Origin of the sequence: Pseudomonas simiae, from assembly GCF_000934565.1 — a bacterium.
GTDB classification, from domain to species: domain Bacteria; phylum Pseudomonadota; class Gammaproteobacteria; order Pseudomonadales; family Pseudomonadaceae; genus Aquipseudomonas; species Aquipseudomonas simiae.
The window spans coordinates 1,954,483-1,969,025 of the sequence record NZ_CP010896.1; the positions used below are offsets into that span (position 1 = coordinate 1,954,483).

Consider the following 14,543-nt stretch of genomic DNA (forward strand, 5'->3'; position numbering starts at 1 on the left):
CCACAGATAATGGCTATCGAAATCAAAGCCCCGTCATTCCCGGAATCGGTTGCCGATGGCACCGTTGCCACCTGGCACAAAAAACCAGGCGACGCTGTAAAGCGTGACGACCTGATCGTCGACATCGAGACCGACAAAGTCGTGCTGGAAGTGTTGGCCGAAGCTGACGGCGTGCTGGGCGCAATCGTTGCCGAAGAAGGCGCTACCGTGCTGTCGAACCAGGTACTGGGCTCGATCGAAGAGGGCAGCGCTGCTGCTGCCGCTCCTGCCGCTGCCGCTGCACCAGCTGCTGCTTCGGCTCCAGCCGCTGCTCCGGCTGCTGGTGGTGAAGATCCAATCGCTGCACCGGCTGCCCGTCAGTTGGCTGAAGAGAATGGCATCAACCTGGCTTCCATCAAGGGCACCGGCAAAGACGGCCGTGTGACCAAGGAAGACGTGGTTGCCGCTGTTGAAGCCAAGAAAAACGCTCCAGCTGCCGCACCTGCCAAGGCTGCTGCCCCGGCTGCCGCTGCTCCAGTGTTCGCCGCTGGCGACCGCACCGAGAAGCGTGTACCGATGACTCGTGTACGTGCCACCGTGGCCAAGCGTCTGGTTGAAGCACAGTCGAACATGGCGATGCTGACCACCTTCAACGAAGTCGACATGACCGAAGTCATGGCCCTGCGTTCGAAGTACAAGGATCTGTTCGAGAAGTCCCACAACGGCGTGCGCCTGGGCTTCATGTCCTTCTTCGTGAAAGCCGCCACCGAAGCGCTGAAACGCTTCCCGGCAGTGAACGCTTCCATCGACGGCAACGACATCGTTTACCATGGCTACGCAGACATCGGCGTTGCCGTGTCCAGCGACCGTGGCCTGGTGGTTCCAGTACTGCGTAACGCCGAGCTGATGAGCCTGGCCGAAATCGAAGGCGGCATCGCCACCTTCGGCAAGAAAGCCCGTGACGGCAAGCTGACCATCGACGAGATGACCGGCGGTACCTTCACCATCACCAACGGTGGTACCTTCGGTTCGATGATGTCGACCCCGATCGTCAACCCACCGCAAGCCGCGATCCTGGGCATGCACAACATCATCCAGCGTCCGATGGCCATCAACGGCCAAGTCGTGATCCGCCCAATGATGTACCTGGCGCTGTCGTACGATCACCGCCTGATCGATGGTAAAGAAGCCGTGACTTTCCTGGTGACCATCAAGAACCTGCTGGAAGACCCGGCTCGTCTGTTGCTGGATATCTGATTGAAGCAGCTGCAAGTTGCGAGCTGCAAGCTGTAAGAAAAAAGCAGCTTGGCTTGCCGCTTGCGGCTAAAAGCTTGTCGCAAATAGAGGATCTATTTTCATGACACAGAAATTTGACGTCGTAGTGATTGGTGCAGGTCCTGGCGGCTACGTTGCCGCCATCAAGGCCGCACAATTGGGCCTCTCGACTGCTTGCATCGAAAAATACACCGACAAGGAAGGCAAACTGGCATTGGGCGGTACTTGCCTGAACGTTGGTTGCATTCCTTCCAAGGCGCTGCTGGACAGCTCCTGGAAATTCCACGAAGCCCAAGACGGCTTCGCGATCCACGGCATCCACCATGCTGGCGTGACCATGGACGTACCTGCAATGGTCGGCCGTAAAGCCAACATCGTCAAAGGCCTGACTTCCGGCGTTGCCACCTTGTTCAAGGCCAACGGTGTGACTTCCCTGCAAGGCCACGGCAAGCTGCTGGCCGGTAAGAAAGTTGAAATCACCAAGCCAGACGGTTCGACCGAGATCATCGAAGCCGAGAACGTGATCCTGGCTCCAGGCTCCCGTCCAATCGACATTCCGCCTGCTCCAGTTGACCAGAACGTGATCGTTGATTCGACCGGTGCCCTGGAATTCCAAGCCGTGCCTAAGCGCCTGGGCGTGATCGGCGCTGGCGTGATCGGCCTGGAACTGGGTTCGGTGTGGTCCCGCCTGGGTTCCGAAGTCACCGTGCTGGAAGCCCTGGACACGTTCCTGCTGGCTGCCGACACCGCTGTATCGAAAGAAGCCCTGAAAACCCTGACCAAACAAGGTCTGGACATCAAGCTGGGCGCTCGCGTGACCGGTTCGAAAGTCAATGGTGAAGAAGTTGTCGTCAACTACACCGACAAGGATGGCGAAAAGACCATCACTTTCGACAAGCTGATCGTAGCCGTTGGTCGCCGTCCAGTGACCACCGACCTGCTGGCAGCCGACAGCGGCGTGACCCTCGACGAGCGCGGTTACGTGCACGTTGACGATCACTGCGCGACCACCGTTCCGGGCGTCTACGCCATCGGCGACGTGGTGCGTGGCATGATGCTGGCGCACAAGGCTTCCGAAGAAGGCATCATGGTTGTCGAGCGCATCAAGGGCCACAAAACCCAGATGAACTACGACCTGATCCCATCGGTTATCTACACCCACCCGGAAATTGCATGGGTCGGCAAGAACGAACAGCAGTTGAAAGCTGAAGGCGTTGAAGTTAACGTCGGCACCTTCCCGTTTGCCGCTTCTGGCCGTGCCATGGCAGCCAACGACACCGGTGGTTTTGTCAAAGTCATTGCTGATGCCAAGACTGACCGCGTATTGGGCGTCCACGTGATTGGCCCAGGCGCAGCAGAACTGGTTCAGCAGGGCGCGATCGGTATGGAATTCGGCACCAGTGCCGAGGACATCGGCATGATGGTCTTCTCCCATCCGACGTTGTCCGAAGCGCTGCACGAAGCCGCGTTGGCAGTGAATGGCGGCGCCATCCACATCGCCAACAAGAAGAAGCGCTAAGCGAGATAATAAGAAACCACGGCGGAGTTGCCCGTCGTGAGCCTTGCGCGCAAGACTCACCGCGGAATATCCGCTGGACGCAGTCTTGCGCAGCTTTACGGGCCTTGAGCCCCGCAAGTTGCGCAAGCAGCAGTCACAGGTGGCGCGGCACTCATAATGAGCGCAGCGCCGAATGCGCAGTACCTAACGAAGACGGTAAAAAGCATGAATCTTCACGAGTATCAGGGTAAGCAGCTGTTCGCTGAATACGGCCTGCCAGTTTCCAAGGGCTACGCAGTAGACACCCCGGAAGCAGCAGCAGAAGCTTGCGACAAAATCGGCGGCACCGAGTGGGTTGTCAAAGCCCAGGTCCACGCTGGTGGTCGCGGTAAAGCGGGCGGCGTTAAGCTGGTTCGCAGCAAAGAAGACGCCAAAGCCTTCGCACAGCAGTGGCTGGGCAAGCGTCTGGTGACTTACCAGACTGATGCCAATGGCCAGCCAGTCACCAAGATCCTGGTTGAATCGTGCACTGATATCGCTAAAGAGCTGTACTTGGGCGCTGTCGTTGACCGTTCGAGCCGTCGCATCGTGTTCATGGCTTCCACCGAAGGTGGCGTGGACATCGAGAAAATCGCTCACGAAACCCCAGAAAAAATTCTGAAAGCCACTATCGATCCACTGGTGGGCGCTCAGCCATTCCAGGGTCGCGAGCTGGCTTTCCAGTTGGGTCTGGAAGGCAAGCAAGTTGCCCAGTTCGCCAAGATCTTCGTAGGTCTGGCCAAACTGTTCCAGGATCACGATCTGGCCCTGCTGGAAGTGAACCCGCTGGTGATCAAGGCTGACGGCGATCTGCACTGCCTCGACGCCAAGATCAACATCGACGCCAACGCCATGTACCGTCAGCCTAAGCTGAAGACTTTCCACGATCCGTCGCAAGACGATCCGCGCGAAGCGCACGCCGCCAAGTTCGAACTGAACTACGTAGCACTGGAAGGCAACATCGGTTGCATGGTCAACGGTGCTGGCCTGGCCATGGGTACCATGGACATCGTCAACCTGCATGGCGGCAAACCAGCCAACTTCCTCGACGTGGGCGGTGGTGCTACCAAGGAACGCGTAACCGAAGCCTTCAAGATCATCCTGTCCGACTCCAACGTCGCCGCAGTACTGGTCAACATCTTCGGCGGCATCGTTCGTTGCGACATGATTGCCGAAGGCATCATCGGTGCAGTGAAAGAAGTCGGCGTTAAAATCCCGGTTGTTGTTCGCCTTGAAGGCAACAACGCTGAACTGGGCGCTAAAGTACTGGCAGAAAGCGGTTTGAACATCATCGCGGCTACCAGCCTGACCGACGCTGCTCAACAAGTTGTCAAAGCTGCGGAGGGCAAATAATGAGCGTCCTGATCAATAAAGACACCAAAGTTATCTGCCAGGGTATTACCGGTTCGCAAGGTAGTTTCCACACCCAGCAAGCCATCGAATACGGCACCAAGATGGTCGGTGGTGTAACGCCTGGTAAAGGCGGCACCGAGCACCTGGGCCTGCCAGTGTTCAACACTGTGAAAGACGCTGTAGCTGCCACTGGCGCCACCGCCAGCGTGATCTACGTTCCAGCTCCTTTCTGCAAGGACTCGATCCTGGAAGCAGCATTCGGCGGCATCAAGCTGATCGTTTGCATCACCGAAGGCATTCCTACCCTGGACATGCTGGACGCTAAAGTTAAGTGCGACGAGCTGGGCGTAGTCCTGATCGGCCCTAACTGCCCAGGCGTGATCACTCCAGGCGAATGCAAGATCGGCATCATGCCAGGTCACATTCACTTGCCAGGTAAAGTCGGTATCGTTTCCCGTTCCGGCACCCTGACCTACGAAGCTGTCAAGCAAACGACTGACGCCGGTTTCGGCCAGTCGACTTGCGTCGGCATCGGTGGTGACCCGATCCCAGGCTCGAACTTCATCGACATCCTGAAGCTGTTCCAGGAAGACCCGAAGACCGAAGCGATCGTGATGATCGGTGAGATCGGCGGTTCGGCTGAAGAAGAAGCGGCTGCCTACATCAAGGCACACGTGACCAAGCCGGTTGTTTCCTACATCGCTGGTGTGACTGCCCCTGCGGGCAAGCGCATGGGCCATGCTGGCGCAATCATCTCTGGCGGCAAAGGCACTGCAGACGAGAAATTCGCTGCGCTGCAAGACGCAGGCGTTAAAACCGTGCGTTCGCTGGCAGACATCGGCAAGGCCCTGGCCGAGCTGACCGGTTGGGCTGTCAAGTAAGCCTCGCGCTTAACTGACGCTTCACCACACAAAGGCCACCTTCGGGTGGCCTTTGTGCATTCTGAAGTTGGTGAAGATCTAGGTGGGGGAGCGGGCTTGCTCGCGAAAGTGGCGTGTCAGTCAGCTTACGAGTGGCTGATACACCGCTTTCGCGAGCAAGCCCGCCCCCACATCCGGTCGCATTTCAAAATTTAGATATGAAAACGCGACATAAAAATGTCGCTTATCGGACAGTTCGCCCCCCAACAGTGCGTTTGACCCGCAAATTCGTTAGGCTAGCCGCCTCTTTATGCGTGCGCATCCCAAAAGGAAGCCCCGCGCTAGACCGGTCGGCTCCCATAAGGGCCGACAGTATTTCCCTCATCCATAGGGAATCCCTCTCTAAATTCCGATTCAGTAGTGTGGTATTTCCTCAAATGAAAGTGTTGAAAAGCCAGGATGTCCTGGCGTTGGGCTTTATGACTTTTGCCCTGTTCGTGGGCGCCGGCAACATCATCTTCCCGCCTATCGTTGGTTTGCAGTCCGGGCCTCATGTCTGGATGGCAGCGCTGGGCTTTTTGGTCACCGCAGTGGGTTTGCCGGTGGTCACCGTGATCGCCCTGGCCAAGGTGGGTGGCGGTATGGACGCGCTGAGCAGCCCGATCGGCAAGATCGCCGGCGGCCTGCTGGCGGCGGCGGCGTATCTGGCGGTAGGGCCGCTGTTCGCCACCCCGCGTACTGCGACCGTATCCTTCGAGGTGGGCCTGGCGCCGCTGACCGGCGAAAGCCCGCTGGCACTGTTCCTCTACAGCTCGGTGTATTTCCTGGTGGTGTTTTTTGTCTCCCTCTACCCAGGTCGACTGCTGGACACCGTAGGTCGCTTCCTGGCGCCGCTGAAGATCATCGCGCTGGCCATCCTCGGTATCGCCGCATTTGCCTTGCCGGCCGGCGACGTGGGCGTCGCTACCCAGGAATACGTGGCTGCACCGTTCTCCCAAGGTTTCATCAATGGTTACCTGACCATGGATACCCTGGGCGCCCTGGTTTTCGGCATCGTGATCGTCAATGCCATTCGCTCCCGTGGCGTCGAGTCGCCGAAGCTGATTACCCGCTACGCCATCATTGCCGGCCTGATCGCTGGTGTGGGCCTGGCACTGGTGTATATCAGCCTGTTCCGCCTTGGCTCGGGCAGCCATGAAGTCGCCGCCGGTGCTGCCAATGGCGCCGCGGTATTGCACGCCTATGTGCAACACACGTTTGGCTCGCTGGGCAGCGGCTTCCTGGCTGTGCTGATTTCCCTGGCGTGCCTGGTCACGGCGGTCGGCCTAACCTGTGCCTGCGCCGAGTACTTCAGCCGTATCCTGCCGTTGTCCTACAAGACCCTGGTGGTGATCCTGGCGCTGTTCTCGCTGTTCGTGTCCAACCTGGGTCTGACCAAGCTGATTGCCTTCTCGATCCCGGTACTGACCGCGATCTACCCACCGTGCATCGTGCTGGTGGCGTTGAGCTTCTGCAAAGACTTCTGGCTAGAGCAGGGTCGTATTGTCGGCCCGGTGATGCTGGTGTCGTTCATCTTTGGCTGCATCGATGCGCTCAAGGGCGCTGGCCTGGCGGATTGGATGCCTGCACAGTTGGCCAACCTGCCGCTGAGCGAGCAGGGCCTGGCGTGGTTGGTGCCGTCGGTGATGACGCTGGCTGTGGCGTTTGCGGTTGATCGTATGCTGGGCAAGCGCAGCGAAGCGATCGCTTAAGTCACGTTTTCCGCTGTACTGAAATGCCTCGTATCAATCGATACGGGGCATTTTTTATGCTTATGAGACAACAACCTTCTAAAGTTGGAGCTCGGTAAATGGGGAGCGGGCTTGCTCCCACATTTGGACCGCGCCCGCCACTCCATTTTATGTGTAACAGGACCCACATGTCGTTCGTCGAAGCCAATCAGATCCACCTGCTCGCCGCCCTCTGGTTCGTCCTGTGCTGGGGCGGCTATACCCGTTACGCCGCCTGGAAAGCCCGCGACACAGCCTGCCTGGCCAGTGTGTTGCATCTGTATCGCGAAGACTGGATGCGCCGCATGCTGCTGCGCGACAACCGCATCGCCGACGCCAGCGTGATCGGTAACCTGGAGCGCAACGCCTCGTTCTTCGCCTCCAGCACCTTGATTATCCTCGCCGGCATTCTCACCGTGCTCGGCGCTTCCGAGCGCGCGGTGTCGTTGCTGGCGGATATTCCCATGGTGCAGCAGGCTTCCCAGGGCATGTCGGAGATCAAGCTGCTGTGCCTGGCGCTGGTGTTCGTCTATGCGTTTTTCACATTCAGCTGGTGCATCCGACAGTACAATTTCGCGGCGGTGCTGGTGGGGTCGGCGCCGATGATCGGTGAGCGGCATGTGTCGGAGCAGGAGCGCAATGCGTTTGCCCTGCGCGCGGCGCGGGTGATCTCCATGGCTGCCAACCAGTTCAACTTCGGCCTGCGCTCTTACTACTTCGGCATGACCATGCTGGCGTGGTTTGTCAGCCCCTGGTTGTTCATGTTGATGAGCAGTGGGGTGGTGTTGGTGCTGTACCGTCGGGAGTTTCATTCCGACGTGCTGCAAGTGATGGTGTATACGCAGACGGACACACCGCCGCCGGAAGCGGTTAAAGAAGCTGCTTAACTAAACCTTCAGATAAAAACCCCAGACAAAGTAAAGCCCGCTATCTAAGCGGGCTTTCTTTTTGCAGCCAAGCTATTTCAAGCCGCGGTCTCAAGAACCGGTGGCAGGGGTAGCAGGTGCTGCTTCTTTTGCGGCGGCTTCGTTCGATTCAGCCTGAGCTTTGGCAGCATCGGCGTTTTCTTTCGCAGCGTCGTTCACTTTATCCTGAGCCTTCGCCATGTCTTTCTGAGCTTGCTCAGAATGCGCGGCGGCGTCTTGGGCTTTGTCTTCGGATTTCTTGTCGCAGGCAGCGAGACCGAGGGCAGCGGCGAGCATCATGGAAATAGCTAAAGTCTTGCGCATGGGTGTTTCTCCTTATTGAAGATATCTACTGGCCTTTCGAGCATGGCGGTTCGGCATTAGTTCCTTTTATTCCATAGATATATAAATCGCTGCCTAACCGGAACTTTTGTCCGGACCCTCGATTTCGTGGATCAACATTAATAAGAGTCTTTAACGAATGACCGAAAATCCCCTGTTGGCGCGCGCGGCGCGCTTTGTTTCGGCCTTGCGCCATTGCCAGGTGCTGGGCATTACCGCTCATCAGGCCAGCGAGGAGGGCATTACCTTGATCATGCCCTACGCCCCGCATTTGGTGGGCGATCCCCGGTCGGGCGTGATCCACGGCGGCGCGCTGACCTCTCTGATGGACACCGCCTGTGGCATGGCCACCCTTTGCGTATTGCCGGAATTCGAGGTGTGCCCGACCCTCGACTTGCGTGTTGACTACATGCATCCCGCTGCGCCGCATCAGCCGGTGTACGGCTTCGCCCAATGCTACCGGGTGACCACCGACGTGATCTTCACCCGTGGCTTTGCCTATCAGGATGATCCGCAACAACCCATCGCCCATGTGGTGGGCACGTTTATGCGCATGGGCAAGCGCCTAAAGGGTGCGCAAGGGTTGGGCAACACGATCAAGGGAGCGCAGGCATGACGCACCGATTCAAGACCCGCCTGGAACAGGCCCATGAGCGCGGCGATTATGAGGCGTTGCTCAACCTGATCCCCTACGCCAAGCTCATCGGTATCGAATGCACTCGGCTGGGGGATGAGCTGCTGTTCCGGCTGCCCGCCAACAAGGACAATATTGGTAACCCCATATTGCCGGCACTGCACGGCGGCGTGATCGCCGGCTTCATGGAGCTGTCCGCCGCGCTGCACCTGCTGGTCTTCACCGGTGCGCCGGGCATTCCGAAAATCATCGACTTCTCCCTGGATTACCTGCGCGCCGGGCAGTTTCGCGACACCTACGCCAAATGCCAGGTCTGGCGTCAAGGCCGACGGGTGGCAAACGTCGCGATCACTGCCTGGCAAAGCACTGCCGCAGAACCCATTGCCACCGCCCGCGCGCATTTCAAGATCGAGGAATCGAGCCGCCCTTGAAATCCTGGTCTTAGCCCCCAACTTTGATGACAACCCGCCGCCAACCCTCAAGGGCGCGGCCACTGCCATCCAATTGGAGTTTGATGACCATGAGTGTGGAAACTCAAAAGGAAACCCTGGGCTTCCAGACCGAGGTGAAGCAACTGCTGCACCTCATGATCCATTCGCTGTATTCCAACAAGGAAATCTTCCTTCGCGAATTGATCTCGAACGCCTCTGACGCTGTCGACAAATTACGTTTCGAAGCCCTGTCCAAGCCTGAGTTGCTGGAAGGTGGCGCCGAACTGAAAATCCGTGTGAGCTTCGACAAGGACGCCAAGACCGTCACCCTCGAAGACAACGGCATCGGCATGAGCCGCGAAGACGCGATTACCCACTTGGGCACCATCGCCAAATCCGGTACTGCCGACTTCATGAAAAACCTGTCGGGCGACCAGAAGAAAGATTCGCACCTGATCGGCCAGTTCGGCGTGGGCTTCTACTCGGCCTTCATCGTGGCCGACAAAGTAGAAGTGTTCAGCCGCCGTGCCGGCCTCGACGCCAGCGAAGGCGTGCACTGGTCGTCCAAAGGTGAGGGCGAATTCGAAATCGCCACTATCGACAAGGCCGACCGTGGCACCCGTATCGTCCTGCACCTTAAATCGGGTGAAGACGAATTCGCCGATGGCTGGCGCCTGCGTAACATCGTCAAGAAGTATTCCGATCACATCGCCCTGCCGATCGAACTGCCGAAAGAACAGGCTGCCGCTGAAGGCGAAGAGGCTCCAGCCCAGGAATGGGAAGTGGTCAACCGCGCCAGCGCGCTGTGGACCCGTCCGCGTACCGAGATCAAGGACGAGGAATACCAGGAGTTCTACAAGCACATCGGTCACGATTACGAAAACCCGCTGAGCTGGAGCCACAACAAGGTCGAAGGCAAGCTGGAATACAGCTCGCTGCTCTACGTACCGGCGCGTGCTCCGTTCGACCTGTACCAGCGTGAAGCGCCGAAAGGCCTGAAGCTCTACGTGCAGCGTGTGTTCGTGATGGACCAGGCGGAATCCTTCCTGCCGTTGTACCTGCGCTTCATCAAGGGCGTGGTCGACTCCAACGATTTGTCGCTGAACGTTTCGCGGGAAATCCTGCAGAAAGATCCGATCATCGACTCTATGAAGTCGGCGCTGACCAAGCGCGTACTCGACATGCTGGAAAAACTGGCGAAGAACGAGCCTGAGCAATACAAAGGCTTCTGGAAAAACTTCGGCCAGGTCATGAAAGAAGGCCCGGCGGAAGATTTCGCCAACAAGGAAAAAATCGCCGGCCTGCTGCGCTTTGCCTCGACGCATGAAGAGGGCGGCGAGCAGGTTGTGTCCCTGGCCGAGTACCTGGCACGCGCCAAGGAAGGTCAGGACAAGATCTACTACCTGACTGGCGAAACCTACGCCCAGGTCAAGAACAGCCCGCACCTGGAAGTCTTCCGCAAGAAAGGCATCGAAGTGTTGCTGCTGACCGACCGTATCGATGAGTGGCTGATGAGCTACCTCAACGAATTCGATGGCAAGTCCTTTGTCGACGTGGCCCGTGGTGACCTGGACCTGGGTAACCTCGACTCCGAAGAAGAGAAGAAAGAAGCCGAAGAAGTCGCCAAGTCCAAAGAAGGCCTGGTTGAGCGGATCAAGGCGTCCCTGGGCGATGCCGTCAGCGAAGTGCGCGTGTCGCACCGTCTGACCGATTCCCCGGCGATCCTGGCGATCGGCGAGCAGGACCTGGGCATGCAGATGCGCCAGATCCTCGAAGCCAGTGGCCAGAAGGTTCCGGATTCCAAGCCGATCTTCGAATTCAACCCGGCACACCCGCTGATCGAGAAACTCGACGGCGAGCAAAGCGAAGAGCGGTTTGGCGACCTGTCGCACATCCTCTTCGACCAGGCGGCCCTGGCCGCTGGCGACAGCTTGAAAGACCCGGCCGCCTATGTGCGCCGCCTGAACAAGCTGTTGGTTGAACTGTCGGTTTGACCCTGAAGTAAAAAAACCCGCTTCGGCGGGTTTTTTCGTTCTGGCGCTCCAACAGGGAGCACGTTGCGCCGAATGGTTAATTCACCTCAACTGGAGTAAACGATGAGCCAAGTCACTGTACGTTCCGTGGTCTATCAGATTGATGGCCAGTCCTATGAAAGCCGCCTGGCGTTCGATGCCAGCCACAAGGGCCCGCTGCCGGGCCTGCTGATGGCGCCTAACTGGATGGGCGTGAGTGCGGGGGCTGAGGAGATCGCCAAAAGCGTGGCCGGCAAGGGCTACGTGGTACTGATCGCCGACCTCTACGGCCAGACTGTGCGCCCTTCGAATGGTGATGAGGCCGGCGCTGCGATGATGCCGCTGAAGAACGACCGTGCGTTGTTGAACAAGCGCATGCAGGCGGCATTCGAGCAACTGCAGGGCCAGACCGAGGCCGCCGTTGATACGTCGAAACTGGCGACCTTTGGTTTCTGTTTCGGCGGTTGCTGCTCCCTGGAACTGGCGCGTACCGGTGTGCCGGTCAAGGCTGCCATCTCGTTCCACGGCACCCTCGACACGCCGAACCCGGCGGACGCGAAGAACATCAAAGGCTCTGTGCTGGTCCTGCATGGCGCTTGCGACCCGTTGGTGCCCAAAGAGCAACTGCCGGCGTTCGAAGATGAAATGAACGCGGCGGGCGTGGATTGGCAATTGCTGAGCTACGGCGGCGCGGTGCATTCCTTCACCGACCCGCATGCAAACGTGCCGGGCAAAATGATGTACGACGCGAAGACTGCCAAGCGGGCGTTCCAGTCGATGCATAACCTGTTGGATGAAGTGTTCAAGGGCTAAATCTCTAGCGCTTGTTCGGACCTCTTCGCGAGCAAGCCCGCTCCCACAATAGACCGCACTCCTACAGGGTAAACGCGGCCGAGTGTGGGAGCGGGCTTGCTCGCGAATGCTATCTCACAGGCAATTCAATTCTTTCGGACTCACCCGGCACCGTCGGCCAATCCCCAGCCGCCCAGCGCTGCCTGGCCTGTTCGATCACCGCCGGATCACTCGCGACAAAATTCCAATTAATCCGCCGTGGCCCATCCAGTGACGCGCCGCCAAACACCATCAGGTGGCAATCGCTCTCGGCGAACAGTGTCATTTCCTGCCCGGCCGGCAGTACCACCAAGCTGTGCACCTCCAATGCTCCCCCCTCCAACTGCGCCTCGCCCTCCAGCACATACACCGCCCGTTCCTCATGCTCATCAGGAATCAGCAGGGTCGTGGCCGTTTGCATGCGTACCTCGGCATACAACGTGGGCGATAGCACCGGCACCGGCGATTTGAGGCAGAAACCATCACCCGCGATCAGGCGGATCTGCACGCCGAGGTTGTCACTCACCGGCAGGCTCGCGGCCGGGTGATGGCTGTAATGCCCCGGCCCCGTTTCGTGGTCCTTTGGTGATGCCAGCCAGACTTGCAGCCCATGCAGGCTGAAACCTCTGGCCTTGAGCGCCTCAGGTGTACGCTCGACGTGGGCAATCGCGCTGCCGGCGGTCATCCAGCTGACATCGCCGGCGTGCACCACCTGGTCCGAACCCAGGCTGTCTTTGTGCTGCAAAGCGCCTTCGAACAGATAAGTGAGCGTGGACAGACCAATATGCGGGTGTTGGCGGATATTCATGCCCTCGCCCGGTGCATAACGGGTGAGCAGCATATGGTCGAAAAACACGAAAGGCCCGACGCTGCGGCATTCTCGCGACGGCAGCGGGCGCAGGATCGGTTGGCCTTCGACCTCTTCGGGGCGAGGGCGGATCACGGTGAGGGTGGTCATGGTGCGTCCCAATCTGAGCGGGTTGGATGCTGCTGAGCATAACCCGCTCGGTAGGATGTTGCCGCTATTGGCTGAAGGCACCTTCCGACAGCTTCGTCTCAATGCTGACGTCGGCGGTGGTCATCAGCTTGTGCACCGGGCAGCGATCCGCCACACGGTGCAGCTCGTCGCGTTGTTCGTCGGTGAGGACGCCCTTGAGCGTCAGCGTGACGTTGAGTTTGTATTTACCCTTTTGTTCTTCAGCGGCGTCATGGGTGACTTCTACAGTTACGCCGGAAAGCGGGATGTCTTTCTTCTGTGCGTAAAGCTTGACGGTCAATGCTTTGCACGACGCCAGCGCGGCGTCGAAGTAGTCGTGGGGGGAGGGCGCCGAATCATCGCCGCCCAGGCTTTTGGGCAGGTCGGTAAACAACTCATGGTTGTTGATATTGACGCTATGGCGGAAGTTGTCCTGGTTCAGGGTATTTACGGTAACAGGCATGGTAAACCTCACAGGGTGACAGGATGAAGGTCATGCAGTTATAGAGCATGCTGGCACTTCGGTGTTCCGCGTTTTTTTGCCGGATGAACCCCGGTGGGGCGCGCAAGGTCTACCCGTATCAGCCCTTATCGAGGTGTTACCGTGCCCTGGACCCGTCTGACGCTTGCCCTGTTGCTCACCGCCGGCAGCCTTGTTGCGCAGGCCCGCGACTATGCCTACAGCGATGCGCACCTGCATTACGTCGATTTCTTTCAGGAAACCGCTGGCATGGACAAGCTGCTCAAGGCGATGGCCGACAACCGCGTTGAGCATGTGATGATTTCCGGCATTCCGGTCGCGAAGAAGTGGCACGAAGACGAACCCAAGCGTCCACGCTATTACGCCGGTGATGACGCCGATGCTTATTGGTACAGCGCCACCGACGTGATCGTTGCGGCAGCGGTCAACAAGCTGACCCCTGAACAGCGCCAGCACTTTCATCCGTTCCTGTCGGGCTTCAATCCTAACGACAAGAACTCGGATGCCCATATCCAGCGCATGCTCGACCTCAACCCAGGGCTGTGGCAGGGCATCGGCGAAGTCTTCACGCGCCATGACGACCTCACGGCCATCACGGCGGGCGACACGCCGCGCGCGAACAACGAAGCCATGACCCGCATCTATCACCTCGCAGCGGAAAACGACCTGCCGGTGATGCTGCACTCCAACATCACCTCCAAACGCGAGCGTAACCCGCTGTACCTCGCCGAAGTGGAGGAGCCGCTGCGCAACCATCCCCACACGCGCTTTATCTGGGCCCATGCCGGCACCAGCAAGGAAATCCACCGCCACCAGGTGCAGATGGACTTTTTGCTGCCCACCTTGAGCCGCCTGCTGGAGGCTTATCCCAACCTGTATGTTGACCTGTCCTGGAGCATGCTCACGCCGTATCTGCTCGATGACGCAGGCCAGCCTCGCCCGGAGTGGGTAAAGCTGGTGGAACGCTTCCCGGAGCGCTTTATGCTGGGCTCGGATGTCGTAGGGCGGTTCAACAAGCTGGGTAAGGAGATGCGCCGCTTTGACCCTTTTCTCGATGCCTTGCCTGAGGATGTGGCGCAAAAAGTTGCGCGGGATAACTTTCTTTCCGTCCTGCCTAAAGCGAACCAAGAGGGTGCAGCCCGTTGATATCGCGTTTTG

At 58.7% G+C, this 14,543-nt stretch carries 14 protein-coding genes; 11 read left to right on the plus strand and 3 right to left on the minus strand.

The annotated features are described in order from the left end of the window. The first annotated feature begins 9 nt into the window (after positions 1-9). The 6 genes from odhB (at position 10) to PF1751_RS08955 (ending at position 7,660) form a co-directional block, all read left to right on the plus strand. Positions 10-1,236, plus strand: coding sequence for a 2-oxoglutarate dehydrogenase complex dihydrolipoyllysine-residue succinyltransferase (gene odhB / locus PF1751_RS08930; protein ID WP_010211736.1), 1,227 nt, complete (start codon positions 10-12; stop codon positions 1,234-1,236). Positions 1,237-1,336: 100 nt separating this feature from the next. Continuing rightward, the gene (lpdA, locus tag PF1751_RS08935) at positions 1,337-2,773 is read left to right on the plus strand and encodes a dihydrolipoyl dehydrogenase (protein WP_010211733.1); all 1,437 of its coding nucleotides are present in this window, start codon (positions 1,337-1,339) and stop codon (positions 2,771-2,773) included. A gap of 204 nt (positions 2,774-2,977) precedes the next feature. After that, positions 2,978-4,144: an ADP-forming succinate--CoA ligase subunit beta gene (gene sucC / locus PF1751_RS08940; protein WP_003233235.1), complete on the plus strand. Its 1,167-nt coding sequence runs from the start codon at positions 2,978-2,980 to the stop codon at positions 4,142-4,144. Then, entirely contained in the window at positions 4,144-5,025 is an 882-nt protein-coding gene (sucD, locus tag PF1751_RS08945; protein WP_003172813.1) for a succinate--CoA ligase subunit alpha, read from the plus strand. Before sucC ends, sucD begins: the two co-directional genes overlap by 1 nt. A 416-nt stretch (positions 5,026-5,441) precedes the next feature. Continuing rightward, positions 5,442-6,755, plus strand: a complete 1,314-nt coding sequence (gene brnQ / locus PF1751_RS08950; RefSeq protein ID WP_010211728.1) for a branched-chain amino acid transport system II carrier protein — start codon at positions 5,442-5,444, stop codon at positions 6,753-6,755. A gap of 167 nt (positions 6,756-6,922) precedes the next feature. Then, complete coding sequence (locus tag PF1751_RS08955) at positions 6,923-7,660, plus strand: DUF599 domain-containing protein (protein ID WP_044286892.1); 738 nt, start codon at positions 6,923-6,925, stop codon at positions 7,658-7,660. Between the two features lie 90 nt (positions 7,661-7,750). Here the strand turns inward: PF1751_RS08955 and PF1751_RS08960 are convergent, their stop codons facing one another. After that, positions 7,751-8,002, minus strand: a complete 252-nt coding sequence (locus PF1751_RS08960; protein WP_010211724.1) for a hypothetical protein — start codon at positions 8,000-8,002, stop codon at positions 7,751-7,753. A 157-nt stretch (positions 8,003-8,159) separates the two neighbouring features. On the opposite strand from PF1751_RS08960, the gene PF1751_RS08965 reads away from it, so the two are divergent. The 4 genes from PF1751_RS08965 to PF1751_RS08980 all read left to right on the plus strand — a co-directional run bounded on the left by PF1751_RS08965 (position 8,160) and on the right by PF1751_RS08980 (position 11,910). Further along, the gene (locus PF1751_RS08965) at positions 8,160-8,636 is read left to right on the plus strand and encodes a PaaI family thioesterase (protein WP_044286893.1); all 477 of its coding nucleotides are present in this window, start codon (positions 8,160-8,162) and stop codon (positions 8,634-8,636) included. Then, positions 8,633-9,085, plus strand: a complete 453-nt coding sequence (locus PF1751_RS08970; protein WP_010211720.1) for a PaaI family thioesterase — start codon at positions 8,633-8,635, stop codon at positions 9,083-9,085. The genes PF1751_RS08965 and PF1751_RS08970 overlap by 4 nt, the downstream gene beginning before the upstream one ends. 89 nt (positions 9,086-9,174) lie before the next feature. Beyond that, positions 9,175-11,079, plus strand: coding sequence for a molecular chaperone HtpG (gene htpG, locus PF1751_RS08975; RefSeq protein ID WP_010211718.1), 1,905 nt, complete (start codon positions 9,175-9,177; stop codon positions 11,077-11,079). 102 nt (positions 11,080-11,181) lie between these two features. Next, complete coding sequence (locus PF1751_RS08980; RefSeq protein WP_021492553.1) at positions 11,182-11,910, plus strand: dienelactone hydrolase family protein; 729 nt, start codon at positions 11,182-11,184, stop codon at positions 11,908-11,910. A gap of 109 nt (positions 11,911-12,019) precedes the next feature. Here PF1751_RS08980 and PF1751_RS08985 read toward each other — a convergent pair whose 3' ends face one another. After that, the gene (locus PF1751_RS08985; RefSeq protein WP_044286894.1) at positions 12,020-12,886 is read right to left on the minus strand and encodes a pirin family protein; all 867 of its coding nucleotides are present in this window, start codon (positions 12,884-12,886) and stop codon (positions 12,020-12,022) included. A gap of 64 nt (positions 12,887-12,950) precedes the next feature. Beyond that, positions 12,951-13,367 (minus strand): OsmC family protein, encoded by a 417-nt coding sequence (locus PF1751_RS08990; RefSeq protein ID WP_021492563.1) that lies wholly within the window; start codon positions 13,365-13,367, stop codon positions 12,951-12,953. A gap of 141 nt (positions 13,368-13,508) precedes the next feature. Between PF1751_RS08990 and PF1751_RS08995 the strand changes: the two genes are divergently transcribed. Continuing rightward, the gene (locus PF1751_RS08995) at positions 13,509-14,531 is read left to right on the plus strand and encodes an amidohydrolase family protein (protein WP_044286895.1); all 1,023 of its coding nucleotides are present in this window, start codon (positions 13,509-13,511) and stop codon (positions 14,529-14,531) included. The last annotated feature ends 12 nt before the right edge of the window (positions 14,532-14,543 follow it).